Origin of the sequence: Stackebrandtia sp., assembly GCF_035643755.1 — a bacterium.
In the GTDB taxonomy this organism is placed as follows: Bacteria; Actinomycetota; Actinomycetes; order Mycobacteriales; family Micromonosporaceae; genus Stackebrandtia.
This window is the reverse complement of the sequence record NZ_DASQPW010000264.1, coordinates 46,460-71,709: the sequence shown is the minus strand read 5'-3', so window position 1 is coordinate 71,709 and position 25,250 is coordinate 46,460. Positions and strand designations below refer to the sequence as shown.

The following is a 25,250-nucleotide window of genomic DNA, read 5'->3' as shown; positions in this document are numbered from 1 at the left end:
CTCGCGGGCGGGAGGTTCTGGTTGTGGCGTCGGGTCCGTGTTCCGTCGGCCGTCGCGGGCGGGACGCGTCGGGTCGTGGCCCGTGCGCCGCCAGCCAGGTGACTTCATGGGCGGTGGGGCTGGGCGGCGCGGGCGCTTGCGCCGCCTGGCGAGGTCGGTGACGGGAACCCGTGGCGCGCCGCGATGGGGCGTGTTGGTGGTCGCATGGGGCCGACCCTAGCGGCCGTTCGGTGGCGGGAGGTCGTTCCGTGAGCCGCCGAGTCTCCTACTTTTGGCCGCTGTTGAGGCTCGTCGATCGACCAAAACGCGGGGCTCGAGGCCATAGCGTCATGCGCATGGTCGGTGAATCCAGCGCCTTCGTGCGCCAGTTCCTGCGGGCACCCGCGAGCACAGGGGCGGTGTGGCCGAGTTCGCGGTGGCTGGCCGCCGCCATGGTGGCGCCCGTGCCACGGCGCGGGGAGTCGGTGGTCGTCGAGCTGGGGCCGGGCACGGGGGCCTTCACGCGGGCGATCGAGTCGCGATTGGATGGTCGGGGGCGTCAGCTGGCCGTCGAGGTGAACCCGACGCTGGCCGCCTACGCGGCGCGGCGTTTCCCCGACATCGACGTGGTGGTGGGCGACGCCGCACACCTGGCCGAGATCCTGCGCGAGCGCGGCCTGAACCGCGCCGACGTGGTCGTCAGCGGGCTGCCGTGGGCGGTGTTCCCCGCCGACACCCAGCGCGGCATCCTGCGCGCCATCGCGTCCGTCCTCGGCGAGGGTGGCGCCTTCACCACGTTCGCGTACGTCCACGCCCGCGCGCTGCCCGCCGCCCTGCGCTTCCGCCGCCTGCTCGAGACCCGTTTCGACGAGGTCGTGACGGGGCGCACCGTCTGGCGCAATTTCCCGCCAGCGCTGGTCTACCACTGTCGACACCCGAAGGGGAACCCGTGATGAGAACCGTCCGCTCGTTCAAGATCGGCGCCGTGCTGGCCGCCGTGGCCGCCCTGGTCGCCACGGGCCTCGCCGTGGCCGACGCCGAACCCAGCGGCTCCCTGGGCTGGAAGCCCTGCGCCGACGGCAAACCCACGCAGTGTTCCAAGCTGAGGGTCCCCATCGACTGGTCGCGCCCCTCGGGGAAGTCGATCGACGTCGCGGTGGCCCGCCGCCCCGCCGCCGACCCCGCGCACCGCCTCGGCACCCTGATCTACCTGCCCGCTGGGCCGGGTAGCTCGGGGGTCGACGCCGTGACCCGCGACGACTACTTCGACATGCTGTTCACCGCCCCCGTGGCGAAGCGCTTCGACATCGTCAGCTTCGACCCGCGCGGCATCCACCGCAGCCACCCCGTCACCTGCCGCACCGACCTCATGGACGGCCCGCGCGCCCTCACCCCCGGCGACGCGAAGGACTACTCCGCCAGGCTAAGGGCCAACACCGCCATGTACGACGACTGCGCCCGCCGCTCGGGCCCGCTGTTCGATCACCTCGACAGCGTCGCCGTGGCCCGCGACGTCGACTCCCTGCGCGCCGCCCTCGGAGCCGACACCATCAACCTGTATGGACTGTCCTATGGCACCCTCGCGGGCCAGATGTACGCCGAGCGCTACCCCCGACGCATCCGCACCGCCGTGCTGGACAGCAACATGGACCACAGCCTCGACGCGGCCGATTCCACCCGCACCGGGGCCGCCGCCGTCCAGGGCGCCTTCGAGCAGTTCGTCGACTGGTGCCGCGGCCATCGGGAATGCGCGCTGCACGGCAGGGACGTCAAGGCGCTGTTGGCGAAGCTGTACGCCAGGGCCGCCGACGGCACCCTCGCCGAGCCCGGCGACGCCTCCCGCAAGGTCGACCCGTCCACCCTGATCGGCGACGTGATCCAGCCGCTGTCCATACCCGACTGGAACGCCCCCGCCAAACGCCTCAAAGCGCTCGACACGGGCAAGGGCAAGCCACCCGAGATCCCCGCCACCGACAAGACCACCCCGTGGCCCTCGGCCATGACCTGTGCCGACTCCCCGCGCGGCTTCGCCTCCTACCGCCAGCTGCGCGCCGCCTGGGACGCGTCCAACGCCGCCGCCCCCGACGTGAAGTTCGCGCCGCTCGACTGGGGGCAGCCGCAGCTGTGTCTCAACTGGAACGCCGGGGCCCACAACCCCCGACACCGCCTGGATGTCAACGGCGCCAGCCCGATCCTGGTGCTGGGTTCGCGCTACGACACCCAGACGCCGTACCAGTGGAGCGTCGACGTCGCCGAGCAGATCGACGGCGCGCGGCTGCTGACCTACGACGGCGCGGGCCACGGCGTCTACCCCCGCGACACCTGCACCAAGACCGCGGTCGAGAAGTACCTCATCGACCGCCGATTGCCCGCCGCTGGGACGGTCTGCGGCTTACCAGCCCGGGGCCCGTCCGATGGCCTCGTCGATCGTGGCGAAGTCGGCGTAGGAGTCGACGAGCTTGGGTGAGTTCCAGGTCTGCTGGGCTAGGCCCCGCAGGGCGACCCGGATCCCGTCGGCCACCTGGTCCTCGGTCTGGGCGTCGGGGTTGTCGCACCACACGTGGATCGCGGCGCCGCCGTTGCGGGCGGGGTCGTCGATGGTGAGGGTCTTTTCGAACAGGTCGGCGTTCCAGTCCTCGTACAGCCACCGCGCGTCGATGCCGGTGCCGCCCAGCACGTAGTAGGTGGGCGTCCAGCTGGAGTTCATCACGTCGTGGCCCGCGTCCAGCAGCTTCTGCGGCGCGATCCCCTTGGTGGACCAGTAATCCACCACGATGTCGGCGTTCGGCGCTATGGTGCCGTCGCCGTCCTTGATGCCGTCGTTCCACATGCGGGTCGACTTGCCGCCGTCGCGCACCAGCTTGTCGGCCCAGTTGATGAACCCGTAGTAGGTGTCCTTGGCGGTGGCGTCGTCGCCGTAGTGCTTCTTCGCGTACTCCTCCAGCTGCGGGTACTTCGAATAGTCGGAGACGTATTCATCGGCGCCGATGTGCCAGTAGGGCCCGGGGAACAGCGGCAGGTACTCCTTGATCAAATCGGACATCAGGGTGTACGCGTCATCCTTGGACAGGTCGATGAACGACGGGTCCACGTTGCCCGAGGAGTCCTTCAGCTGGAGCTCGGGATGCTTGGCCAGGACCGTGGTGAGGTGCCCGGGCATGTCGATCTCGGGCACCAGGGTCACGTGATACTCGGTGGCCAGGGAGACCAGGTCCCTGATCTCGTCCTTTGTGTAGTACTTGTCGGACATCACCTCGGGGTGGCTGTCGCTCTGGAGCCGAAAACCCTGGTTGTCCGAGAAATGCAGGTGGAGGTAGTTCAATTTCGCGTACGCGAGGTCCTTGATCTCCTTCTTCAGCCACCCGACGCTGAAGTACTTGCGGCCCACGTCCACCATGAGCCCGCGCTCCGTCTTGTCGGGGGTGTCGGTGGCGGTGCCGCGCGGAATGTCGCTGGACTGGTGCAGCAGCTGCAACAGGGTGCGGGTGCCGTAGAACGCCCCCGCGTCGGTCTTCGCGTGCACGACATAGGAGTCGCCGACGTCCAGTGTGTACCCCTCGTCGCCGAGCGAGGCGTCCCCGCCCAGGGTCAGGTAGGCGTCCCCGCTCTTCGGCTCGCCCGCGACCACCTCGGGCTTGGCCCCCGTGAGGTCGGCCAGGTCGGCGGCGGTGGTGTCGGCCTCGTCGTGCAGCTGCTTGTCGTACTGCGGGTCCACGACGACGCGCGAACCGTCCGACCAGTGGAAGCTGCCCTCGGCCCCGGTCCAGGAACGCAGCGCGGGGATCACCTGGGGCGCGTCGGCGGCGGCGCCCCGCGGCTCGTCGGCGTGGGCGGGAATCGAGGCGGCGGTGGCCAACGCCGCGGCGGTCACCGCGAGGCAGGCGAGGAACTTGCGCAGTGGACGCATCGGGAGCACGTACTTTCGTGAAGGGGCTCGTCGGTAACGCGAAGATTACTGGATATGTATTGACATATCAATGCCAAGTGACGGCGGTCGGTTCCCGAGGTGGCGTGGTGGTGAGGATTTCGGCGTGTTCATCCCTGGTGATCTCGTCGCGTTCGAACAAGACATCGGCAGCATCGGTCCACATGAGACGTGCGTGAGTCTGTTCACCGGCGTCGTAATACACCTTCGCCAAGCCCCACAGACACTCTGCGTGGATGGTGGTACCGAGGTATCCAAATTCTTGGATTCGTTCGAGGGCCTGCTGGAAGTGACTCCTCGCCTCGCCGAGATCGCTCGCTCGCCTGTAGAAATTGCCTATGTTGCAGATTGCCGCGATGACGTTGTAGTAGGCATCGACTCGTCCTGCGGCCTCCGAGGCTTGGCGCATGGCCTCAATGGCTTTACCGACGTCGCCCTTGGCCTCGTGTATGAATCCCTTCTGGATCCATGCCAGCGACACGCTGTCCCAAATCTCCGCCTCGGTACTGAGCGCCAGAGATTCGTTCGCAAAGTGTTCGGCGGTGTCCAGTTCGCCCAACCGTCGGCACACCATTGCCAGATTGTTGCCGTATACGGCGGGACCGATACTGGGGGGAAGCCCCGCACTCCGAAAGTGGGTTCGAGCGCGCAGCAGGACATTCTTGGCTTCGAGAAGTCGGCCCATGCGTTTGAGCTGGTAGCCGAGGCCAGCGTAGGCGACGCTTTGCAGCCTCGGGTCGCCTGACCGATCCATTGCCACGATCAGGGCCTCGCTTTGCGAGAGCGCGTCCCGCACGCTTCGAAAATCGTCGAGAATGTGTCTCAAGGCGATGCCTATCGATGCCGTCATCGCGGGCAGGTCCCCAAGGGGTGGGCAGGAAAGCGTCACCGCTCTGATGTTGGACGTCTCGGCATCGACCCACGTCAATGCGTCTTCGCGGGCATCGATGTGTGTCTCGTATTCGTCGAGAGCGGGACCATAGTTGAACGGGCCCGTCGCCGAAGGCACGGTCACGCGTGAACACGCCCGCGCCGTGACGCAATACCGCACGTACATGCGCCGCAGCGCGTGGCCGCGTTCCTCCTCGGTCTCCGTGGCGTCGACCAATTCCCTGGCGTACAAGCGAAGCAGGTCGTGCGAGTGGTACCTCCCCTCCGAGTGCTCCTCCACCAGCCGCGCGCGGATCAGCCGCTCCAGCAGCCGCTGGGTGTCCGCTTCGGACGCGTCCGCCAACGCGGCGGCCACCTCCAGGCTCACGTCCGCGCCGTCGTGTAGCCCCACCAGGCGAAATAGTCGTGCCGCGGCGGCGTCCAACTCGTCGTAACTCATCTGGAAGGTCGCGCGCAGGGCCAGATCATCAATGGCCAGCTCGGACAGCCGATGCCGTGTGTCCGCCAGCCGCTTTACCAAACCCGCCACCGACCGATGCGGCTCCTCGCTGAGGCGTGCGGCGCAAATGGTCAGCGCCAGGGGAAGCCCGTGGCACCACTCGACAAGTCGATCCCGATCGGATGAGGAGTCGCCGCGATCGACGGGGGCCAGGTGATCAAGCAGGCGCCGAGAATCTGTCGGTGACAGGCGATCCAGCGACACCAGCCGAACCCCTGGGACGGTGACCAGCCTGCGGCGGCTGGTTATCAGCACCGCGCACCCGTCCCCGGAGGGCAACAGGTGGCGGACCTGCGCGGCGTCGCGGGCGTCGTCGAGCAACAGCAGCAGGCGCCGATCCGCGGTGAGGGAGCGGAAGCGGTTCGCCATTTCCTCCACATTGGTCAGCTTCGCGGCGTCGCCGGCCCCCAGCGACCGCAGCAGGTACGACAGGGACTCGGTGGGGTCCAGCGGCTTGGCGTCCGGCGTGGCCCCGTGCAGGTTGATGTACAGCTGGCCGTCGGGAAAGCGGTGCTTCACCCGATGCGCGGCGTGAATCGCCACGGTGGACTTTCCCATGCCGCCGACGCCGTCGATCGCGACCACGCTGGGGCCCGCGCCGACCAGGCGTTCCTCCACCATGGCCAGTTCGGGGCCGCGTCCCGTGAAGGCGGGGGCGTCGGCGGGAAGCTCGGCGGGTGTCGGGGCCCGCGCCGCGGCGGGCGCGAGACCCAGACTCGGGTCGTCGCACAGTATCGCGCGTTCCAGGTCCCGCAGCTCCGCGCTCGGCTCCAGGCCCAGCTCGTTCACCAGGCATTCGCGCGCCGCCCGGTACTCCCCGAGCGCGTCGGCCCGGCGCCCGCTGCGGTACAGGGCCAACATCAACTGGGCGCGGAACCGCTCGCGCACCGGGTGCCGGCGCACCAGCTCCGCCAGCTCGGCCACCAGTTCGGCGTGGCGACCCAGCTCCAGCGCGGCCGCGGCCCGCCGCTCCTGCGCCTCCACCCGCGACTGCTCGAGCCGTCGCGCCTCGAATCGGGTGCCGCGCTGGGCGGCGAGGCCGCCGAAGGCGGGGCCCCGCCACAGCCCCAGCGCGGTCTCCAGGGTCTCGAGGGGCGTGTCGTCGGGCTGCGCGGCGCCCAACAGCTCCTCGAACTCCAGGCTGTCCAGTTCCTCGGGTTCGACGCGGATCGCGTACCCCGATTCCGCCGCCGCGATCCGATCCGGGTGATCCAGCCGGGCCCGCAGCTGGTGCACGTGCCACCGCAGCGTTCCCGACGCCGAGGCGGGGGCCGCGTCCTCCCACAGGGAGTCCACCAGGACATCGACGCTCACCGCGCGATTCGGCTGGGCGAGCAGGGTGGCCAACAGCAGCCGGGACTTGGCGCCGCCCAGGGCGAGTTCGCGGCCGTCGTGCGACGCCCGAACGTCGCCGAGTACCTCGAATCTCACCTTGCCTCCGTGGGTGCCTCGCGTCCCGGAACCGAGCTTATCGATTCCCCCAACACATTCCCAACCGATAACCAACGGCGCCAGCGCAGGCTTGCGGGACCGAACGGGACGAGCCAGGGGGATGCGCCACATGGTCGCTGAGCAGAACCTTCCATCCGTACGAACCCCGAAGGAAGCACCGAATGCCTTACCCATCCAGCGCGCAAATCCGAAAGCTCGCCAGCGAGCTCATGGATGCCGCGACGAAACGTTGGGTCCAGGAGACTCTGGGGGATCCCAATAACATCTACGGAATCAGCTTTCCCGCCACCACGGCGGAGGCCCGAAGCCATGCGCGGGCGATGGCGTCGCTCCAGAGCACGCACGTTCACGTGACGTCCGACGGGGTCTACTACACAGACGGCCGCGAGCACGGGCTCAGTTGCGGCTACGAGATTCGGTACACCCCGACCGATCACCTCTCGGTGTTTTGGCCCCGGGATTCGACGGCGTGGAAATCGATCCGCGAGGGATACGCCTACGTGAAGGTCAGCGCCGACGCCTTGGCCGACATGCATCCCAGCAAGTTCAGCCACTCGATTTCCGAGATGGCGAAGGTCGTCACGGGCCTGGATCAGGGCGGTCTGAAGGCCAGCAGCGAGGACATCACCACCGTCGTCGACAAGTCCGTGGACGGCAAGGGAGACCTGTCCAAGATCTTCGGGCCCGAGTCCACATGGCACGAGATGAGTGGCGTGTCTCAGGACCTGTCCCACTGGGAGGGTTACGCGGCACAGTCTTTCAAGCTCGCCGTGTCCGATCGGCTTCCGCTCATTCTGCTGGGCCAGCTGGCGGTCGCCGAGACCCTGCAGGAGTCGCTGGAACTGGCCCAAAAGGCGATGGAGGGCGCCAAAACCGACGTGGCGGCCCTTCTGCAGCACAACATCGACGCGCTGGAAGCTGAAATGCGCGGTGCCGACGTCGACTGGAGCTCGACGCTGCAAACGATCTCCAACGTGTGCGACGTCGCCGCGCTGGGCGCGGCCGTGATTCCCACCCCCGAAACCGAGGCGGGTGCGGTCGGCATCAAGACGGTCGGGTATTTCCTGTCGAAACTGGCGAAGAAAGCCTCCAAGGTGGATAGTGCCAAGAACCTGGGCATGATGGCATACAAGCACTTCGAATCCAAGGGCGGAAGCCACGAGAAGCTGCAGATCGCGCACGGCAGCGTCGATACCCGGATGAGCAAATGCTCCAGCGAGCTCGACCGCATCAAGTCCACCTACACGGGCATCGAGGACGGCCTCAGGGACATCCTGCAGCGATTCCTCGATATCTTGCATTCCAAGAGCATCGGCGCACGGCTCCATGTGGACGCCGCGAAGAACAGCACCGTCAACCTGACGATGCGCCAGGCCTTCTTCGAGCTGAAGGCCCCCGCCGACGGCCACGCCGCCACCCTGACGGACCTGGGCAAGAGATACGGCGATCACGATCGCGGCAACGACCCCACCCACAGTTCACTCACCGACGTCAGCTCGTTCGCCGACCCCGAGGTGCACGGGAAGGACCTGGGGATCGAACTGTACGGAATGCACAACGCGGCAACCCGTGACCTTCCCGCGATCGCCGCGAAGTACGGCGGGCTCGCGTCCGGGCTCGGCGCCGCCGGCGGTGGCGTCGAGTCGGCGTTCACCCGCAGCGACGTCGCCGTTGTCGACCAGCCCGGAGCCGCCGCGTCCGGGCCCCACAAGGTTCCCGGCACCGGAAACCTGTATCCCACTTGGCTGGCGCTGCACGACGAGCTCGGAACGATCTTCAAGCACTGCGACACCAACCTGAAGCTCGCCGGTGTGGCGCTCGCCGCCATTGCCAAGGACTTCGCTGAGCACGACAGCGCGGCCGCCTCCGCGATCCGCGGTCTGTGCGAGAAGCACAACGAGAAGCAGTGGGTCTAGGGCCCTTCCAAAGTAAGGAGTCATCACATGGGACGTTTGGCGGACGCCTTTGACGCCCTGCGTGTCCGCGTCGTGTCCCCCGACCATCGGATCGCCGGGGTCCTGCACGCGCGCAATCACATGGAGATCACATTTCTCGACGACCACGCCTACGCCGCGTACGACGGCGAATCCCGGCTGGCCGCCCAGGTGACGGCGGTGATCCGGGGATTGCTTGAGGGGCAACGCCAGGGCGAAAAAGTGGCGATCACCAAGCTCACCGACCTGACCACCGTCACCGAGCCCCATTGGGACGCCAACATCCGTGCCTATCGAACGGCGCGCGACTCCATAGTGGCCACGGGAGTTTCCGCATCCGACCACGTATTGGTCGCCACCAAGGGAATGCGCGGCGTCAAGGTCACCGTGAAGCCCGGGACCCTGTCCAGACTGGATGAAGGGGGCTTCGTGTCGGAGGTGCATTCGGCCATAGACGGGATGTCGCGTTCGTACACCGCTCAGCTGTACGAACTCAAGTCCAAACACTTCTGAACGGCCTCTTCGACCCCGTGGATCAGTCCTCCGCCAGCACGATCACCTTGTCGCCGGGCTGCAGCATGATCACCGCGGCCTTGTCGGGGTTGTTGACCACGCCGAAGTTCGGCGCCACGTGGGCGTTGGCGATCTGGCGGTAGCCGATCGCCATCTCGCCGCGGCGGCGGGCGCTCTCGGCGACCGTGTAGAAGTTCAGCGGGGCCCCCGTGCGGACGTAGTACTCGCACGGCTTCAGGTAGATCTCGCTGCCGTCGGGGTCGAAGAGGTCGTCGAAAACCGTTGACAGGTGGGGGTTCTCCGAGGTCTGTGTCAACATGAGGCTCACCAGCTTGACGCTGACGATGAAGTCGTCGGCCTGGGTGACCTGGGCGAGGTCGCGGTTGCGGTCGTCGGCCATCTCGCTGACCACCTTGAACTTGGTGCCCGCCTTCTGCGCCATGTCGCGCAGGTGAAGCAGGGTGACCAGGGTCTTGGAGTCCGCCAGCTGCGCCTCCATGTCGTCGCGGCACAGCGCGATGATGTGGTCGTAGGAGCCGACGCCCAGCGACTCGAGCAGGCCGCGGTCGGTGGTGTCGTCGGGCTTGAAGTTCAGCGACAGCATCTGCATCTTGGGGCCGATGCGGCGGATCTGCGCGTCCATGTCGGGGTGGTCGGACACCACGTCGGCGATGGAGCCCGGGGCCACGTAGGCGTCCAGCTGCTCCAGGATCGTGGTGGCGCGGGCGTTCCAGCCCAGCACCAGCGTCCTTTCGGGACGGTTGCTGGCCTCGCCGCGGGCCACGATCACCGATTCGTCGATGGTCGGGTTGCCGCCGTCCAGGGTGATGGCGCTGTCGTCCTCGGCCAGCACGATGAGGCGGTCGCCGGGGTTGATGATGGTGGACGAGGGCGGGTTGATCAGGCACTTGCCGTCCGCCGTCTGCAGGCCCATCACCGAGGACGAGCGGAAGGCGTGGATAGCCTGGGCCATGTTGCAGCCCACCAGGCGGGGTTCTTCGGCCATGTACATCTCGTCGCCGTCGAAGTCCAGCAGGTCCTGGTACACAACGGACAGACCGGACTGGCGGCAGGTCTGGACCATGAGGCGGGCCATGGTGTCGGTGGCGTCGACGATGCGGGCGCGGGGGCCGCCGGCGAGGCGGGCGGCGGGGAGGTTGCGGCTGTCGGAGACGGCGCCCACCACGTGGCAGCCGTCGGCCTGTCCGCCCTGGGTGACGGCCAGCAGGCTGCGGACCAGCTGGGCGTCGGGGTCGACGTCGTCCGAGGTGAGCAGGATGATTCCCTTGGCCTGGTCGGGGTTGACGATCGCGATGTCGGTGGGGTCGGCCGGGTCGCCGGTGCGGCAGACCACCTTGGTGGTGCGGGTGTTGCCGATCTTGGCGCGGATCTCGTCCTCCATCTCGACCTTGTCCCTGTCGGCCAGGATCGCGATGCAGGCGTGGCGCTCGCTCTCGTTGGCCTCCATGAGTTCCGAGATGACGGTGAACACCTGGTCCGACCAGCCCAGCACGATGGTGTGGTTGGTCTCCACCACGAGGGAGCGTCCCTTGCGCAGCTCCTCCAGCTTGGCGTCGAGGCCCGCCGACAGGATGCCGACCAGGGACGACACGATCACGATGCCGCCGAAGGTGGTCAGCAGCATCATGACGATGAATGTTGGCTTGTCGGAGTCGCCGGTGATGGTGCCCGGGTCGATGACGTGCATCAGGGCGGTCCACAGGTTGGCGAAGAAGCCCTGTTCGGCGCCCTTGGAGGTGGGACTGATCATCTTGGCGATCACGGTCAGTCCGGCGCCGAGGACCACCAGCACGACGGTGATGACCGACAGCCAGCCGATAAGCGCCTTGGTACCCTTCGACATGGTGTTGTCGAACCAATAGCGGACACGCTGGCGAAACGTGGGTTTGGGCATGAGGGGGTCGTTCCTTTCTAGTCCGCACGGGACAGCACCGCAACATAGCAGGACCCGACAGCGTGTGGGGTCACGGCGGTCCGGTCAGGGAAAAACCTGCAACCGGTTGCTAACTCGGGAAACCGCTGGGGCGCAAGATCACTCGGGACGGACGCTGCGCAGCAGCACCTGTGCGACGTCGATCACCTCGACGTCGTCGCCCTTGCCCACCGCGTTGACGCCGTCGTTGATCATCGTGGAACAGAACGGGCAGCCCACCGCCACGGTGGACGCGCCGGTCTCCACCGCCTCGGTGCTGCGGTTGATGTTGATGCGGGTGCCGAGCTTCTCCTCCATCCACATGCGGGCGCCGCCGGCGCCGCAGCAGAAGGAGCGCTCGGAGTTGCGCGGCATCTCCGTGAGGCCCTCGGCGGCCACCGAACCCAGCACCTCGCGGGGCGGGGCGAAGACGCGGTTGTGGCGGCCCAGGTAGCAGGGGTCGTGATAGGTGAGCCCGCCGTCCAGTTTCGACACCGGGGTGAGCTTTCCGGACGCCACCAGGTCCGCCAGCAGCTGGGTGTGGTGGACGACCTCGTAGTGGCCGCCGAGCTGGCCGTACTCGTTGCCCAGGGTGTTCAGGCAGTGCGGGCACGTGGCCACGATCTTGGTGACGCCGGCGGCGTTGAGGGTCTCGACGTTCTGCTCGGCCAGCATCGAGAACAGGAACTCGTTGCCGGAGCGGCGCGCCGGGTCGCCGGTGCAGGTCTCGCCGGTGCCGAGGATCGCGAACTTCACGCCCGCCTCGTGCAGCAGCGTCGCCACGGCGCGGGTCGTCTTGACGGCCTTGTCGTCGAAGGCGCCGGCGCAGCCCACCCAGAACAGGTAGTCCCACTCGGTGTCGGCGGTGTCCACCGTGGGCACCTCGAAGTCCAGGCCCTTGGTCCAGTCGGCGCGGGTGTTGGGGGCCGCGCCCCACGGGTTGCCCTTGTTCTCCAGGTTGCGCATCAGGGTCTGCGCCTCGGCCGGGAAGGACGACTCGATCATCACCTGGTGGCGGCGCATGTCCACGATGTGGTCGACGTGCTCGATGTCCACCGGGCACTGCTCGACGCAGGCGCCGCAGGTGGTGCACGACCACAGGACGTCCGGGTCGATGACGTCGCCGACCAGGGTCTTGGCCGCCTCGGCCAGGGCGTCGGCCGGGACGTTCGCCAGCTGCTCGGGGGTGGCCGTCTCCTCGCCGAGGGCGTCCTTGCCGCCGCCGGCCAGCAGGTACGGGGCCTTGGCGTAGGCATGCTCGCGCAGGTTCATGATGAGCAGCTTCGGCGACAGCGGCTTGTCGGTGTTCCACGCCGGACACTGCGACTGGCACCGTCCACATTCGGTACACGTGGTGAAGTCCAGCAGGCCCTTCCACCCGAAGTGCTCGACCTGGCCGACGCCGAAGGGGTCGGTCTCGGGGTCGGCGGTCTCGAAGTCGATCGGCTCGCCGCGCACCGTGGCGGGCTTGAGCGCGCCCAGCGCCGGGCCGCCGTCGGCCTCGCGCTTGAAGTAGATGTTGAAGAACGCGGTGATGCGGTGCCAGCCGATGCCCATCGTGAGGTTCTTGGCCAGCACCCAGAAGAAGGCCCAGGAGATCATGATCTCGAAGACGCCCGCCACCGTCACGATCGTGCCCGCGCCGGCGGTGGACAGGCCGGAGAAGGCCCCCGACAGCAGGTGCGACACCGGCGCCGCCCACACCGGCGTGTCCAGCTCGCCCGCGGCGATCTTGGTGGAGCGGCTGGTGAAGTGGCTGGCGATGATCCCGAAGATGGTCGCCTCGATGTAGAACGCCTGCCACTGGCGGGAACGCTCGAAGCGCGAGCCGCTCTGGCGCGACGGCGCCTTCGACTTCTCGGCGTCGTCGGGCGGCGGCGCCACCTTCTTGCGGGACGGCTGGTTGAACATCCGGATCACGAACAGCGCGATGATGCCCAGCCCGCCGAGGGCGCCGATCAGCTCGGAGACCAGGACCCACGGCGCCCAGTCGCCCACCCACGGCAGCTCCCACGCCGGGTTGATGACCTCGAGGTACGCCTGGACCAGCAGCGGGAACAGCCCGATGAACGCGACGAACACGAACCAGTGCGCCGCGCCCACCCGCGTCCAGCGCAGCATCCTGGTGTGCCCCACGGTCTCGCGCAGCATGTTGCCCAGCCGCTTGCCGCGGTCGCCCGAGCGGGTCTTGTCCGCCGCCCCGAGCCGCACGATGCTCAGCATGCTCATCCCGGCGCGCGCGAACAGCGTGATCGCGATGGCGGTCACCGCGAACGCCACCACGGTGGCCACGATCTGGAGGATGCCCATGGGCCCGCTCTCCGTTCTGACGCGAATATTACTGATGAGTAGCTTAGCCGGTCGCCGACCTCACCCTATGACGTCGCCGTGCGCGGTGAATCGAGACGTGGCAATGTGTATGGCGGTTGGACGCATCGAGGGGCGCCGCCGCCTGTTTTCGGCGGCGATGGGTGAGGGTGAGGCGATGGGCGCCAAGAGCGCTGCGGACCGGAGGGCGGACCCGGTCGTGGGCGGGTGGCGGGCCCGGATTCCCACCGTGCTGGCCGCGCTGATGGGCGCCGTGGCGCTGCTCGTGGCTCTGGGGGCGGTGGCCAGCGCCTTCCGGGTGCGCACCGCCGGGGTGCGCGACATTGTGGAGTGGATGCTGATCCCGGCCCCGCCGAACCTGGCGTACGCCGCGTTCCTGCTGATCTTCGCCAGCGCCGTGGCCCGCCGCAAGCGGGTGGCCTGGTGGATCCTGTTGCTCTACTTCAGCCTGACGCTGTCCATCCTGGCGCTGCTGGAAGTCTCGATGATCCTGGCGCCGCGCGACTTCTTCGGGCCGTCCGATCTTCCCACCGAGACCCCGGGCTACGTCGTGCCGCGGCTGGTGGGGGCCACCCTCACCGCGCTCGCCATCCTGATCCTGTTGTTGTTGGGACGCAGGCAGTTCATGGCCCGTGTGGGCCGCGGCAGCCTGTGGCGGGCCATCGGGGTGCTGATCGGTCTGACCACCGTGTTCACGCTGGTGGGCTGGGGGCTGCTGGCGATCTTCCACGGGACGGTGCGCCCCGACCAGCGCCTGCAGTACACCCTGGAGAAGGTCCTGGGTGGAGCGTTCCGCTTCCAGTTCCTGCGCACCGGATACGCGCCCGGCTGGCTCGACCTGCTGCTGGGCGGCTTCGGCGCCGCCGCCATCTTCATCGCGCTGCTCACCCTGTTCCGGTCGCAGCGCGAGGCCGCCGAGATGACCGTGCCGGACGAGGTGGCGATCCGCGCGCTGCTGGCGGAGTACGGCGAGGACGACTCGCTGGGCTACTTCGCCACCCGCCGCGACAAGGCGGTGGTCTTCTCGCTGGGCCGCGACGCCGCCGTCACCTACCGGGTGGTGGCCGGGGTGTGCCTGGCCTCCGGCGACCCGATCGGCGCGCGGTCGGGCTGGCACGCCGCCATCAAGAAGTGGCAGCGGATGGCCCGCAGCTACGGCTGGGCCCCGGCGGTGCTGGGCGCCAGCGAGGAGGGCGCCAAGGCGTACCAGCGGGCGGGGCTGCGGGTGCGCGAGATCGGCGACGAGGCGATCCTGCTGCCGCGCGAATACACACTGGACGGACGCGAGATGCGACCGGTGCGCCAGGCGGTGTCGCGCATCGAGCGCGCCGGTTACATCGCGCGGATTCGCCGCCACGGCGACCTGTCCGGCGACGACATGGCCCGCGCCATCCGCAACGCCGACGACTGGCGCGACACCCCCAACGAGCGCGGCTTCTCGATGGCGCTGTCGCGGCTGGGCGACGTCAACGACGACGACAGCGTCCTGGTGGAGGCCGTGGACGCGGGCGGCGAGGTGCGCGCCATGCTGTCCTTCGCGCCGTGGGGCGCGCGCGGGCTGTCACTGGATCTGATGCGCCGGGAACGCGAGGCCGACAACGGGCTGATGGAGTTCATGGTCACCTCGCTGTGCCGCGAGGCCGGACACCTTGGGGTGGAACGCATCTCGCTGAACTTCGCGATGTTCCGCTCGGTGTTCGAAGAAGGCGCGCGGATCGGCGCCGGGCCGATCCTGCGGCTGTGGCGCAACCTGTTGAGCTTCTTTTCCCGCTGGTGGCAACTGGAGTCGCTGTACCGCTCCAACATGAAGTACCGTCCATATTGGGAACCGCGCTACCTGTGCTACTCGGAACGCCGCATGCTGGGCCGGGTGGGCTTCGCCGCCGGGGCCGCCGAGGGCTTTATCACCGTGGCCTTCGCCAAGGTGTCGATCGGGCGCGACGGCCTGGTGCGCCCGCTTCCCGGGCTGGACGCCGCGCTGGCGGGGGCGCGGGCGCGCCGCGACGGGCGCGGCCGGTACGAGCGCCGACCCTCGGAACAGACCCGGGTGCGACTCGACAAGCTGCGGCGGCTCAAGGAGGCGGGCGTCGACCCGTACCCGGTCGGCTTCGCGCGTACGGTCTCGTGTGGACGGATCGTGCGCGAGCACGGCGGCCTCGGCCCCGGCGCCGCCACCGGCGTCGTGGAATCGGTGGCCGGGCGTGTCATCCTGTTGCGCCGCCACGGAAGGCTCGTCTTCGCCACGATCCGCGACGGCGACGACGACCTCCAGGTCATGGTGACCGACGACGCCGACTTCGCCTCCACGGTGGACATCGGGGACCACATCGGCGTCACCGGACAGATCGTCACGTCGAGGCTCGGCGAGCTGTCCATCGAATGCGCCGAGTGGAAGCTGACGGCCAAGTGCCTGCATCCCCTGCCCAACAAGCACACCGGCCTGTCCGACCCCGAGGCCCGGGTGCGGCAGCGCCACCTCGACCTCATCATGGACCCGTCCGCCCGCCAGGCCCTGCGGACCCGCGGCACCATCCTCCACGAGCTCCGCAATGGACTGTACGACAGCGACTTCCTCGAGGTGGAGACCCCGATCCTGCAGCCGGTGCACGGCGGCGCCAACGCCCGGCCCTTCGTCACCCACTCCAACGCCTACGACCTGCGGCTGTACCTGCGGATCGCGCCGGAGCTGTACCTGAAGCGGCTGTGCGTCGGCGGAGTCGAGAAGGTCTTCGAGATCGGCCGCACCTTCCGCAACGAGGGAACGTCCTTTAAGCACAATCCGGAGTTCACGATGCTGGAGGCGTACCAGGCGTACGCCGACTACCACGACATGCGCGAGCTGACCGCCCGGCTGGTGCGCCGCGCCGCCCGCCGCGCGCTGGGAACCACGGTGATCGAGCGCGACGGCGAGACCGTCGACCTGGCCGCCGACTGGCCGGTGGTGCCGGTGTACCGGGCCGTGTCGCGCGCGATCGGCGAGGAGCTGGACCCGGGCACGCCCGTGGACAGGCTCCGCGGCCTGTGCGACGCGGGCAAGATCCCGTACGATCCACAGTGGGATCACGGCGCCATCGTGTTGGAAATGTATGAGCGCCTAGTGGAACACGCCACCACCACCCCCACGTTCTACACCGACTTCCCCGCCTCGGTGTCCCCGCTGACCCGCGCCCACCGCGACGACGAACGGCTGGCCGAGCGCTGGGACCTGGTGGCCTTCGGCGTCGAGATCGGCACCGCCTATTCCGAGCTCACCGACCCCGTGGAGCAGCGCCGCCGTCTCACCGAGCAGTCGCTGCTGGCCGCCGGCGGCGACGCCGAGGCCATGGAGCTGGACGAGGACTTCCTCGGCGCCCTGGAGTACGCGATGCCGCCCACCGGCGGCCTCGGCCTGGGCGTCGACCGCCTGGTGATGCTGCTGACCGGCCGCACCATCCGCCAGACCCTGCCGTTCCCGCTGGTGCGCCCGACGACGCCGGGTGCGTTGTGAGGCCACGGGTCGCGGGAATCGCGCTCATCGCCTGCGCCGTCACCTATTCCACGTGGACGGTGGCGGGCTGGCTGAACCCGGCGCTGGGCGGGCTCACCTCGCTGGCCAGCGAGCTCGGCGCCTCCAACCAGCCGTGGTCGGGGTTCTTCCGCGGCGGCGACGTGGCGACCGGCGTGCTGGTCCTGGTGGCGGTGGCGGCGATGTGGGGACGGCGGCCGCGCGGCGGCTGGTGGGCGATGCTGGCCTTCGGCGCGGCGACCATTTTGGACGCCGCGGTGTGCACGCTGGTGTGCGCCCCGTCCATCGACGCCCGGTGCGAGGCCGCATCGGAGGCGATGGAGCTGCCGTTGCACCACCAGGGTCACGTCGTGACCAGCACGATCGCGGTGACGGCGCTGCTGGTGGCCGCGGTGTTGTTCGCCCGCTGGCGGCGGGGCGCGACCGCGTATGTCCTCACCGGACTGCTCGTCGGGATCACCGCGGTGGCGGTGGTGACCATGCTCGCCGAGTGGATGGACGGGCCGGTGCAGCGCGTCCAGCTGGTGGCGATGTCGGCCTGGCTGGTGTGGCTCGGCGTGGTGACGCTACGGTCGAAGCGTTCGTGACGTCACTGTGCCGTGGACTCTCGGGGGAGGTGCTATTTCGACTGCGAGGTGCTCCATCGCGTGTAATCGGGCGCGATGCGCGTCTGACGGGCGAAGCGTCGGGCCTCGATCATGACGTCGTGAGAGTTCCGGGAACGGTCGGGAGTGACGGCGGTGAATGCCTTAAAGATGTTCTTCATGACATCAGTATGACATCACTTCGCACCACTCGCAACCCGCGCGCCCGGATTTCTTATCGACGCAGGTCAATGCGTCGTAGCGACAGCGAAACTGACGCCGAGGACGCGGATTGTTACGCAGTCGTAACCGTTTCCAAGTGGCCACTAGCGCGTTACTTAGGACGGAGGGTCCATTTCAATGCAGCGCACACAACGACCACGCATCCACAGCGCCTACACCCGGCAACAGCCGCCGCCATACGAACCACCACCGGGCGTCACCGAGGTGACCGCCTGGCAGCTCGCCGCCGCGCAATGGCGCGACCACCTCCCCGACGACCTGCTGGGTGTGGAATGTGTCACCTGCCGGACCGCCTGGCCGTGCGACGCCTGGGACATCGCCAACGACATGATCAACGACTGCCGGGAGACCGCTCAGGCGGCGTGAACACCCCCCAACCGGCAATGGAGCCGTGACGCGGGCCGCGGTTTTGGATAGGGTTTTACGCGATGACCACCTCCAACCCCGTTCGCCGCTCCCGCCGCGAGGAAATCCTCGACCTGGCGGTCGAGCTGTTCGCCGCCCGTGGCTACCACGGCGTGTCCATGGACGACATCGGCGCCCGCGCCCACATCACCGGCCCCGCCCTCTACCACCACTTCAAGGGCGGCAAGGAGGCCATGCTGGCCGAGGCCCTGATCCCGGTCAGCGAGCGGCTCCGCGAGGGCGGACGCGAACACGCCTCCCAACACCGCGACGACCCGCGGGCCGCGCTGCGCGCCCTGGTCGCCTTCCACGTCGAATTCGCGCTGTCCTCCCCGGCCGTGATCGCCGTCCATCTGCACGAACTCGACCGGCTCCCCGAGGAACCCCGCCGCACCATCCGCCGCCTCCAACGCGCCTATGTGGAGGAATGGGTCGAGGTGCTGCGCCAGCTGCGGCCCGAGCTCAGCGTCGACAACGCCCGGGTGCTGGCCCACGCCGCATTCGGCCTGATGAACTCCACCCCGTTTTTGGGCCGCGAGACGCTCGCCGAGCGCGCCGAGATCACCCAGCTGCTCGGCGAGGCCGCACTGTCCGCTTTGGACCCGCAGCACCGTAAGCAGGACTTAACGATCGTTTAGGTTAGGCTGGAGTGATGTTCTCCAGCCTGCTGATCGCCAATCGCGGCGAGATCGCCCGACGCATCGCCCGAACCGCCCGCGACTTGGGAATCCGCACGATCGCGGTCCACTCCGAGGCCGACGCCGACCTGCCGCACGTCACCGAGGCCGACGAGGCCGTCGCCATCGGCGCGTCCGACCCGGCGTCGTCCTACCTCAACATTCCCGCGATCCTGGAGGCCGCCAAGCGCACCGGCGCCGAGGCGATCCACCCCGGCTACGGCTTCCTGTCCGAAAAGCCCGCCTTCGCCGCGGCCGTCGTCGACGCGGGAATCACCTGGATCGGTCCGTCGCCGCGGGCCATCGAGGCCATGGGAGACAAGATCAACGCCCGCAACCTGATGATCGCCCACAACGTGCCGGTGGCGCCCGGCGGCGGCGAGCCCGTCACCGACGCCGACTCCGCCCGCGCCGAGGCCGAGCGGATCGGCTACCCCGTCATGGTGAAGGCGGCGGCCGGCGGCGGCGGCATGGGCATGGCCGTGGCCCAGGACGCCGAGTCCCTGGCCGCGCAGGCCGAGAAGATCCACGGCTTCGCCACCCGGCTGTTCGGCTCCGGCGACCTGCTCATCGAGCGCTACTACCCGCGGGTGCGCCACATCGAGGTGCAGGTGCTCGGCCTCAACGACGGGCGCGTGCTGGCGCTGGGCGAGCGCGAGTGCTCGGTGCAGCGCCGCCACCAGAAGCTCGTCGAGGAGACCCCGTCGGCGGCCGTCGACCCCGCGATGCGCGAGCGCCTGATGGACGCCTCGCGCCGCGCCGCCGCCGCCATCGACTACCGCGGCGCCGGCACCATCGAATACCTGCTCGACGCGGACAGCGGCGAGTTCTTCTTCCTGGAGATGAACACGCGGCTCCAGGTCGAACACCCCATCACCGAGCTGGTGCGCGGCATCGACCTGGTGGAGGCCCAGTTCCGGATCGCCGCCGGCGAGGACGTCAGCTTCGACGAGTCCGCGCCGAGCGGCCACGCCATCGAACTGCGGGTCAACGCCGAGGACCCCAAGCGCTTCCTGCCCGGCCCCGGCACCATCGACACCTGGACCGAACCGTCCGGCGAGGGCGTGCGGGTCGACTCCGGCTACCGCGCCGGCAACACCGTCCCGCGCTTCTACGACTCGCTGATGGCCAAGGTCGTCGCCCACGGCCCCGACCGCGCCACCGCGATCGCGCGCGCCAAGCGGGCCGCGAGCGAGTTCGTCATCGCCGGGCCCAAGTCCAACCTGGCCTTCCACGTCGAGCTGCTGGACAACCCCGAGTTCGTCGCGGGCGACTACGACACCGGAATCATCGGGAGGATGCGATGAGCGTCGACCACGTTTCCATTCGCGAGGTCGGGCCGCGCGACGGCCTGCAAAGCGAGGACCCGATCCCCACCGCCGACAAGATCCGGCTGATCGACGCGCTGTCGGCCACCTGCCTGTCGCGCATCGAGGCGGTGAGCTTCGTTCACCCCAAGGCGATCCCGCAGATGGCCGACGCCGACGAGGTGTGGGCGTCGGTGAGGCGCGACCCCGAGGTGCGCTACTCCGCCCTGGCGCCCAACGTCCGCGGCGTGCGGCGCGCCGTCGACGCGGGTTTCGAGGAGATCGAGGTGGTGGTGTCGGCCTCCGACACCCACAACCGCAAGAACATCAACCGCTCCACCGACGAGTCCCTTGAGGACGTCGCGGAGCTGGTCGAGCTCGCGCACGGCAACGGCGCGTCCATCGAGGTCATCGTCGCCACCAGCTTCGGCTGCCCGTACGAGGGCGACATCGCCCCGTCCCGGGTGGCCTGGGTGGTGGACCGGGCGATCGCCGACGGCGCCGACCGGGTGGCCTTCGGCGACACTACGGGGATGGGCACCCCGCGCCGGGTCCGCGAGCTGCTGGACGCCGTGAAGCCGAACTACCCCGACGTGCCGATGCTGCTGCACTTCCACAACACCCGCGGCACCGCGCTGGCCAACGTGCTCACCGCCCTCGACTACGGCGTCACCGAGTTCGACGCCAGCGTCGGCGGCCTCGGCGGCTGCCCCTACGCGCCGGGCGCCAGCGGCAACCTCGCCACCGAGGAGCTGGTCCACATGCTGCACGACATGGGCATCGCCACCGGCGTGGATCTGGACGCCCTCATCGAGGTGGCGCGGATGGCCGAGGGCTTCGTGGGCCGCGAGCTGCCCAGCGGCGTGCTGCGCGCCGGGCCCCGCACCAAGCTCACGCCCATAACGTAATTACACATTGGTCTGTCTGAATCTTGCCAGTTCGAACCGGACGGACCCCTTGGCCTCCAAAAGATCCGGTCAAAATGTCCCGGACACCCCGTAACCGCGCTCTCTCCTGCCGCGTTTTCCAGAGTGGTTGCCTCACCAATGGCGACCGCTTGCACGACGAACACCACAGCAGCGCCGAGCACTGTATGGAGGGGCCGTGGCAATCACCACGTCGGGAGGCAGCGACGTTCGTCGCCGTGCCCGCGTGCGTGAGGTGCTGGGGCACCCCCTCGTTCGGCGCCTGCTGATCATCGCCGGATTCGCCGCCGCCGCCTGGTTGGCGGGCGCCGCGACCGCTCACGCGAGCGGGGGCCCCGATTCCGCGGGCCTCGCCTCCGCGCTGACACCCGTGCATCGGGTGGAGGCGCAGGTGGCGTCCACAGTGCACAGCGCGCATCCGGTGACGCGGGAACCCCGGAAGGCCGGCCGAGTGCTCGCGCTGGCCCACCCGGACGCTCCGCTCCACGAGACGGCCCCCGAAATACTGGGCCGGGTCAATGCCGCCACTCAGCCAGTGGCCGGCACGTTGCATCGCCTCGCGCAGCCCGTCGCCGCTGCGACGCGTCCGATCGACGCCATCATCTCCGAGACGGCCGCACCCGCGAAGCTCCACCACGTTCGTCACCACCATTCCGCCGTGACGGGTGCGCCGGCCGCGCATCGCCGCACGTCCGAATGCGCACCACCCGCGGCACCCGCCGAGGTCGTCGATGCCCACCAGCATCGCCCGATCGTCGCGCCGCACGCTCCGGTGCCGCCCGTTTCCGGGCTCTTCGGCACCGATGCCGGAACCGCCACGGGTTGTAGCCCGGGTGGATTCCCGACCTTCTCCAGCGCGTCCGGGCCCACCTGGTCCGAGCGCGTCTTCGGCGACGCGGGAGCCTCTCGCGTCACGCCACGGACGGCCGTCACGGGACAGCTTCCCGATCACGTGGAAGACCCGGTCGTCTCCCCCGATTAATCAGTAACCGTCGACGAACCGGAAAACACCCGCACACCAATGTTTTCCGGGGGCACGGGCGCGGACGAAGGGTTCGCGGACATCGGCGGTTACCCAAACCACCTGCCATCGAGATGCTTCCCACCCATCCACGCCCGCTGCTCGGCTGATCAATCGATCCGTCCCACAAAGAAACCGGCAACACGGCCGCGGGGGCCGTGACGCCCACAGGGTGACCGTGGGTTCGTGGCGGGTCCGGCCACAAGGCGCCAAGCCGGATCCGTCGCGAACCGGTGACCCGCTCCCCGAATAACCCTAGAAATGAAATGGAAGGCAAGTACATGACGAAGACATGGGCCCGGCGGTCCGTTCAGGCAAGCGCCATCGCCGCCGGATTCCTGTTGCTGTCGGCTGGGGCGGCCCAGGCCGACCAGTCCAGCACCGGAAATGTCGGTGCCGGCGACGGCAACCAGGCAGTCTCCCCGATCCAGGCGCCGATCGACGCCTGCGGCAACGCCGCCACGCTGCTCGGCGCCTCCGACGCCGGCTGCGCGGGCGGCTCGACCGCCCACAACACCGAGGCGGGGCACGTCCAGGAGTACGGCACCGACCTCGACAGCACCGGCAACGTCGGTGTCGGCAACGGCAACCAGGTGTACGCGCCGATCCAGGCGCCCGTCAACGTGTGCGGCAACTCCGTGTCCGCGGCCGGCGTCGCCGGCTCCGGCTGCGCGGGCGGCTCGCAGGCCAACCTGAACGGCATGGGATCCCCCGACGCCACCAGCACCGGCAATGTCGGTGTGGGCAACGGAAACCAGCTCATCATGCCGGTGCAGGCCCCCGTCGACGTGTGCGGCAACGCCATCACCGTCGCGGGCCTGTCCCACGCGAGCTGCCACGGCGGCTCGACCGCCGACGCCTACACCCGCGCCGGCGAGTCGGCGATGACCGAGGCCCTGCCCACCCTGCCCACCGGCGCCCTCAACGGCCTGCCGGTCGGCTCCGTCGGCAAGCTCACCGGCAACCTGCCGACCTCGGGACTGACCGACACCGTCACCGGTGCGGCCGGCCACGCCACCTCGACGGCCAAGGACACCGCGTCCAAGGCCGGCGTCAAGCCCGAGGCGTCCAGGATCACCGAGCACGGCGCCGGCGGCTCCGACCTGACCAGCACCGGCAACGTCGGTGTCGGCAACGGCAACCAGGTGTACGCGCCCATCCAGATCCCCGTCGAGATCAGCGGCAACGCGATCTCCGTCGGCGGAATCAGCACCGCGGGCAGCCACGGCGGCTCCACCGCCGTGTTGCACTAGGGACACCGATCCACGACGGGAGCGGCCGTGCCCATCCGGGGCGCGCCGCTCCCGTTTCGCGCGTCCTCGGACTTGTCACAGTTCACCGCTATGGTGATCGCGACACAGTGCCGAGGTCGCTTCAGGCCATTCGGTAGTCTTGCGGGGTTGTCCGTGTCGCACGATGCCTCGCGGACGACATCGCGAAGACCCTCCTGCCGCGGAGATACCGCGGCCGCCGAGACCAAAGGAGGTGGAGAAGTCTTGCGACACTATGAAGTCATGGTGATCATGGACCCTGACCTGGAAGAACGCCAGGTCTCTCCGACGCTGGAGACGTTCCTGAACGTCATCCGGGAGTCGGGTGGAGCCGTCGAGAAGCTCGACGTGTGGGGACGCCGTCGTCTGGCATACGAGATCAACAAGAAGAGCGAAGGCATCTACGCCGTGGCCGACTTGCAGTCCGAGCCCGCCGCGGTAGCCGAGATGGAACGGCAGATGCGCCTCAATGAGTCGATAGTACGGACAAAGGTGCTGCGTCCGGAACTGCGATAACGGTTCCGAATTTCTGAACCTCTGACCTGTGAGGAGAAAAGGTCATGGCAGGAGAAACCGTCATCACGGTTGTCGGCAATCTGACTGACGATCCGGAGCTGCGGTACACGCCCTCGGGCGCGGCCGTCGCCAAGTTCCGGGTCGCCTCGACCCCTCGGACGTTCGATCGTCAGTCCGGGGAGTGGCGGGACGGCGAGGCGATGTTCCTCAGCTGCAACGCCTGGCGCCAGCTCGCCGAGAACGTGGCCGAGTCGCTGTCGCGCGGATCCCGCGTGGTGGTGCAGGGTCGGCTGCGTCAGCGGTCCTATGAGACCCGCGAGGGCGAGAAGCGCACCGTCATGGAACTCGAGGTCGACGAGATCGGCCCGTCGTTGAGGTACGCGACCGCCAAGGTGCAGAAGGTGTCGCGCTCCGGAGGCGGAGGAGGCGGAGGCGGCCGTTCCGGCGGCGCGTCGGCGGCCCCCGACGACCCGTGGGCGACCGCCGCACCCGCCGCTGCCGGGAACTCGCGCGGGTTCGACGAGGAACCCCCGTTCTAGCGAAGCTCTCTTGTGGAGCCGCATGCGGCTCCATCACGTATGAAAGGTAAGAAAGATGGCTAAGGCTGCGCCCGTTCGCAAGCCGAAGAAGAAGTCGAATCCCCTCGACAAAGAGGGCATCACGTACGTCGACTTCAAGGACACCGCCCTGTTGCGGAAGTTCATTTCCGACCGCGGAAAGATCCGGGCTCGCCGGGTCACCGGGGTCACCGCCCAGCAGCAGCGGCAGATCGCGCGCGCCGTGAAGAACGCCCGCGAGATGGCCCTGCTTCCGTACACCAGCCAGACCCGGTAGAGGAGGAACGCGACATGAAGCTCATCCTCACCCGCGAGGTGCCCGGTCTGGGCACCCCCGGAGACGTCGTCGAGGTCAAGGACGGCTACGGACGCAACTACCTCGTCCCGCAACGCTTCGCCACCGCCTGGACCAAGGGCGGCCAGAAGCAGGTCGACGCGATCAAGCGGGCCCGCTCGGCCCGCGACGTCCGCGACGCCGACCACGCGCGCGAGGTGAACGAGGCGCTCAACGCGGTGAAGGTCACCATCACCGCGCGCGCCGGCAGCGGCGGTCGCCTGTTCGGTTCGATCACCCCGGCCGAGATCGCCGACGCGGTCTCGCACGCCGGAGGCCCGAAGCTGGACAAGCGGCGTCTGGAGCTGCCCGGCCACATCAAGGCCGTTGGCTCCTACGACGTGGGAATCCGACTGCACTCCGAGGTGCGGGCGTCCTTCAAACTGGACGTCGTCGCGGCGAAGTAGATTCGTCGAACGATCGCAGCGGGACAGCCGAGAGGCTGTCCCG

20 protein-coding genes are annotated in these 25,250 nt (G+C 68.7%); 16 read left to right on the top strand and 4 right to left on the bottom strand.

The features are described 5' to 3' along the window. Window positions 1-335 precede the first annotated feature (335 nt). Both VE172_RS20665 and VE172_RS20660 read left to right on the top strand, forming a co-directional pair. A complete protein-coding gene (locus tag VE172_RS20665) occupies window positions 336-932 on the top strand; it encodes a class I SAM-dependent methyltransferase (protein ID WP_324803881.1) in 597 nt (198 codons plus the stop codon). Beyond that, window positions 932-2,446, top strand: a complete 1,515-nt coding sequence (locus tag VE172_RS20660) for an alpha/beta hydrolase (RefSeq protein WP_324803880.1) — start codon at window positions 932-934, stop codon at window positions 2,444-2,446. The genes VE172_RS20665 and VE172_RS20660 overlap by 1 nt, the downstream gene beginning before the upstream one ends. Here VE172_RS20660 and VE172_RS20655 read toward each other — a convergent pair. Beyond that, window positions 2,372-3,886 (bottom strand): family 20 glycosylhydrolase, encoded by a 1,515-nt coding sequence (locus VE172_RS20655; RefSeq protein ID WP_324803879.1) that lies wholly within the window; start codon window positions 3,884-3,886, stop codon window positions 2,372-2,374. The two genes, VE172_RS20660 and VE172_RS20655, sit on opposite strands and share 75 nt — an antisense overlap. 67 nt (window positions 3,887-3,953) lie before the next feature. Further along, entirely contained in the window at window positions 3,954-6,725 is a 2,772-nt protein-coding gene (locus VE172_RS20650; RefSeq protein ID WP_324803878.1) for a BTAD domain-containing putative transcriptional regulator, read from the bottom strand. Between the two features lie 182 nt (window positions 6,726-6,907). Between VE172_RS20650 and VE172_RS20645 the strand changes: the two genes are divergently transcribed. Then, window positions 6,908-8,662 carry a hypothetical protein gene (locus VE172_RS20645; RefSeq protein ID WP_324803877.1) on the top strand — a complete coding sequence of 585 codons (1,755 nt, stop codon included), beginning with the start codon at window positions 6,908-6,910 and terminating at the stop codon, window positions 8,660-8,662. Window positions 8,663-8,689: 27 nt separating this feature from the next. Beyond that, complete coding sequence (locus tag VE172_RS20640) at window positions 8,690-9,193, top strand: hypothetical protein (RefSeq protein ID WP_324803876.1); 504 nt, start codon at window positions 8,690-8,692, stop codon at window positions 9,191-9,193. Between the two features lie 22 nt (window positions 9,194-9,215). On the opposite strand, the gene VE172_RS20635 is transcribed toward VE172_RS20640, so the two are convergent. Both VE172_RS20635 and VE172_RS20630 read right to left on the bottom strand, forming a co-directional pair. Next, complete coding sequence (locus VE172_RS20635; RefSeq protein ID WP_324803875.1) at window positions 9,216-11,108, bottom strand: CASTOR/POLLUX-related putative ion channel; 1,893 nt, start codon at window positions 11,106-11,108, stop codon at window positions 9,216-9,218. A 138-nt stretch (window positions 11,109-11,246) separates the two neighbouring features. Further along, the gene (locus tag VE172_RS20630) at window positions 11,247-13,436 is read right to left on the bottom strand and encodes a (Fe-S)-binding protein (protein ID WP_324803874.1); all 2,190 of its coding nucleotides are present in this window, start codon (window positions 13,434-13,436) and stop codon (window positions 11,247-11,249) included. 175 nt (window positions 13,437-13,611) lie between these two features. Between VE172_RS20630 and lysX the strand changes: the two genes are divergently transcribed. From lysX to rplI, 12 genes are all read left to right on the top strand, one after another. Then, on the top strand, window positions 13,612-16,941 hold the full coding sequence (gene lysX / locus VE172_RS20625; protein WP_414715134.1) for a bifunctional lysylphosphatidylglycerol synthetase/lysine--tRNA ligase LysX: 3,330 nt from the start codon (window positions 13,612-13,614) through the stop codon (window positions 16,939-16,941). Then, window positions 16,938-17,546, top strand: a complete 609-nt coding sequence (locus VE172_RS20620) for a DUF998 domain-containing protein (RefSeq protein ID WP_324803872.1) — start codon at window positions 16,938-16,940, stop codon at window positions 17,544-17,546. The genes lysX and VE172_RS20620 overlap by 4 nt, the downstream gene beginning before the upstream one ends. Window positions 17,547-17,903: 357 nt before the next feature. After that, complete coding sequence (locus tag VE172_RS20615; RefSeq protein ID WP_324803871.1) at window positions 17,904-18,152, top strand: hypothetical protein; 249 nt, start codon at window positions 17,904-17,906, stop codon at window positions 18,150-18,152. A gap of 62 nt (window positions 18,153-18,214) precedes the next feature. After that, the gene (locus VE172_RS20610) at window positions 18,215-18,829 is read left to right on the top strand and encodes a TetR/AcrR family transcriptional regulator (protein WP_324803870.1); all 615 of its coding nucleotides are present in this window, start codon (window positions 18,215-18,217) and stop codon (window positions 18,827-18,829) included. A gap of 14 nt (window positions 18,830-18,843) precedes the next feature. Beyond that, window positions 18,844-20,175 (top strand): acetyl-CoA carboxylase biotin carboxylase subunit, encoded by a 1,332-nt coding sequence (locus VE172_RS20605; protein WP_324803869.1) that lies wholly within the window; start codon window positions 18,844-18,846, stop codon window positions 20,173-20,175. Continuing rightward, the gene (locus VE172_RS20600; RefSeq protein ID WP_324803868.1) at window positions 20,172-21,083 is read left to right on the top strand and encodes a hydroxymethylglutaryl-CoA lyase; all 912 of its coding nucleotides are present in this window, start codon (window positions 20,172-20,174) and stop codon (window positions 21,081-21,083) included. The genes VE172_RS20605 and VE172_RS20600 overlap by 4 nt, the downstream gene beginning before the upstream one ends. A 196-nt stretch (window positions 21,084-21,279) precedes the next feature. Further along, the gene (locus VE172_RS20595; protein ID WP_324803867.1) at window positions 21,280-22,083 is read left to right on the top strand and encodes a hypothetical protein; all 804 of its coding nucleotides are present in this window, start codon (window positions 21,280-21,282) and stop codon (window positions 22,081-22,083) included. A 320-nt stretch (window positions 22,084-22,403) separates the two neighbouring features. Continuing rightward, window positions 22,404-23,375 carry a chaplin family protein gene (locus tag VE172_RS20590; RefSeq protein WP_324803866.1) on the top strand — a complete coding sequence of 324 codons (972 nt, stop codon included), beginning with the start codon at window positions 22,404-22,406 and terminating at the stop codon, window positions 23,373-23,375. A gap of 243 nt (window positions 23,376-23,618) precedes the next feature. Then, the gene (gene rpsF, locus VE172_RS20585; protein ID WP_324803865.1) at window positions 23,619-23,909 is read left to right on the top strand and encodes a 30S ribosomal protein S6; all 291 of its coding nucleotides are present in this window, start codon (window positions 23,619-23,621) and stop codon (window positions 23,907-23,909) included. A 44-nt stretch (window positions 23,910-23,953) separates the two neighbouring features. After that, window positions 23,954-24,448, top strand: a complete 495-nt coding sequence (locus VE172_RS20580) for a single-stranded DNA-binding protein (RefSeq protein WP_324803864.1) — start codon at window positions 23,954-23,956, stop codon at window positions 24,446-24,448. A 55-nt stretch (window positions 24,449-24,503) separates the two neighbouring features. Continuing rightward, window positions 24,504-24,743, top strand: a complete 240-nt coding sequence (gene rpsR, locus VE172_RS20575; RefSeq protein ID WP_324803863.1) for a 30S ribosomal protein S18 — start codon at window positions 24,504-24,506, stop codon at window positions 24,741-24,743. A gap of 14 nt (window positions 24,744-24,757) precedes the next feature. Beyond that, window positions 24,758-25,207, top strand: coding sequence for a 50S ribosomal protein L9 (gene rplI, locus VE172_RS20570; RefSeq protein ID WP_324803862.1), 450 nt, complete (start codon window positions 24,758-24,760; stop codon window positions 25,205-25,207). Window positions 25,208-25,250: the final 43 nt, after the last annotated feature.

Coding starts and splice junctions, on each gene's coding strand:
- VE172_RS20615 (WP_324803871.1), top strand. CDS start 17,904: ATGCAGCGCACACAACGACCACGCATCCACAGCGCCTACACCCGGCAA.
- VE172_RS20660 (WP_324803880.1), top strand. CDS start 932: ATGAGAACCGTCCGCTCGTTCAAGATCGGCGCCGTGCTGGCCGCCGTG.
- VE172_RS20600 (WP_324803868.1), top strand. CDS start 20,172: ATGAGCGTCGACCACGTTTCCATTCGCGAGGTCGGGCCGCGCGACGGC.
- VE172_RS20640 (WP_324803876.1), top strand. CDS start 8,690: ATGGGACGTTTGGCGGACGCCTTTGACGCCCTGCGTGTCCGCGTCGTG.
- VE172_RS20655 (WP_324803879.1), bottom strand. CDS start 3,886: ATGCGTCCACTGCGCAAGTTCCTCGCCTGCCTCGCGGTGACCGCCGCG.
- VE172_RS20645 (WP_324803877.1), top strand. CDS start 6,908: ATGCCTTACCCATCCAGCGCGCAAATCCGAAAGCTCGCCAGCGAGCTC.
- rpsR (WP_324803863.1), top strand. CDS start 24,504: ATGGCTAAGGCTGCGCCCGTTCGCAAGCCGAAGAAGAAGTCGAATCCC.
- VE172_RS20665 (WP_324803881.1), top strand. CDS start 336: ATGGTCGGTGAATCCAGCGCCTTCGTGCGCCAGTTCCTGCGGGCACCC.
- lysX (WP_414715134.1), top strand. CDS start 13,612: ATGGGCGCCAAGAGCGCTGCGGACCGGAGGGCGGACCCGGTCGTGGGC.
- VE172_RS20605 (WP_324803869.1), top strand. CDS start 18,844: ATGTTCTCCAGCCTGCTGATCGCCAATCGCGGCGAGATCGCCCGACGC.
- VE172_RS20635 (WP_324803875.1), bottom strand. CDS start 11,108: ATGCCCAAACCCACGTTTCGCCAGCGTGTCCGCTATTGGTTCGACAAC.
- VE172_RS20610 (WP_324803870.1), top strand. CDS start 18,215: ATGACCACCTCCAACCCCGTTCGCCGCTCCCGCCGCGAGGAAATCCTC.
- VE172_RS20590 (WP_324803866.1), top strand. CDS start 22,404: ATGACGAAGACATGGGCCCGGCGGTCCGTTCAGGCAAGCGCCATCGCC.
- VE172_RS20630 (WP_324803874.1), bottom strand. CDS start 13,436: ATGGGCATCCTCCAGATCGTGGCCACCGTGGTGGCGTTCGCGGTGACC.
- VE172_RS20580 (WP_324803864.1), top strand. CDS start 23,954: ATGGCAGGAGAAACCGTCATCACGGTTGTCGGCAATCTGACTGACGAT.
- rplI (WP_324803862.1), top strand. CDS start 24,758: ATGAAGCTCATCCTCACCCGCGAGGTGCCCGGTCTGGGCACCCCCGGA.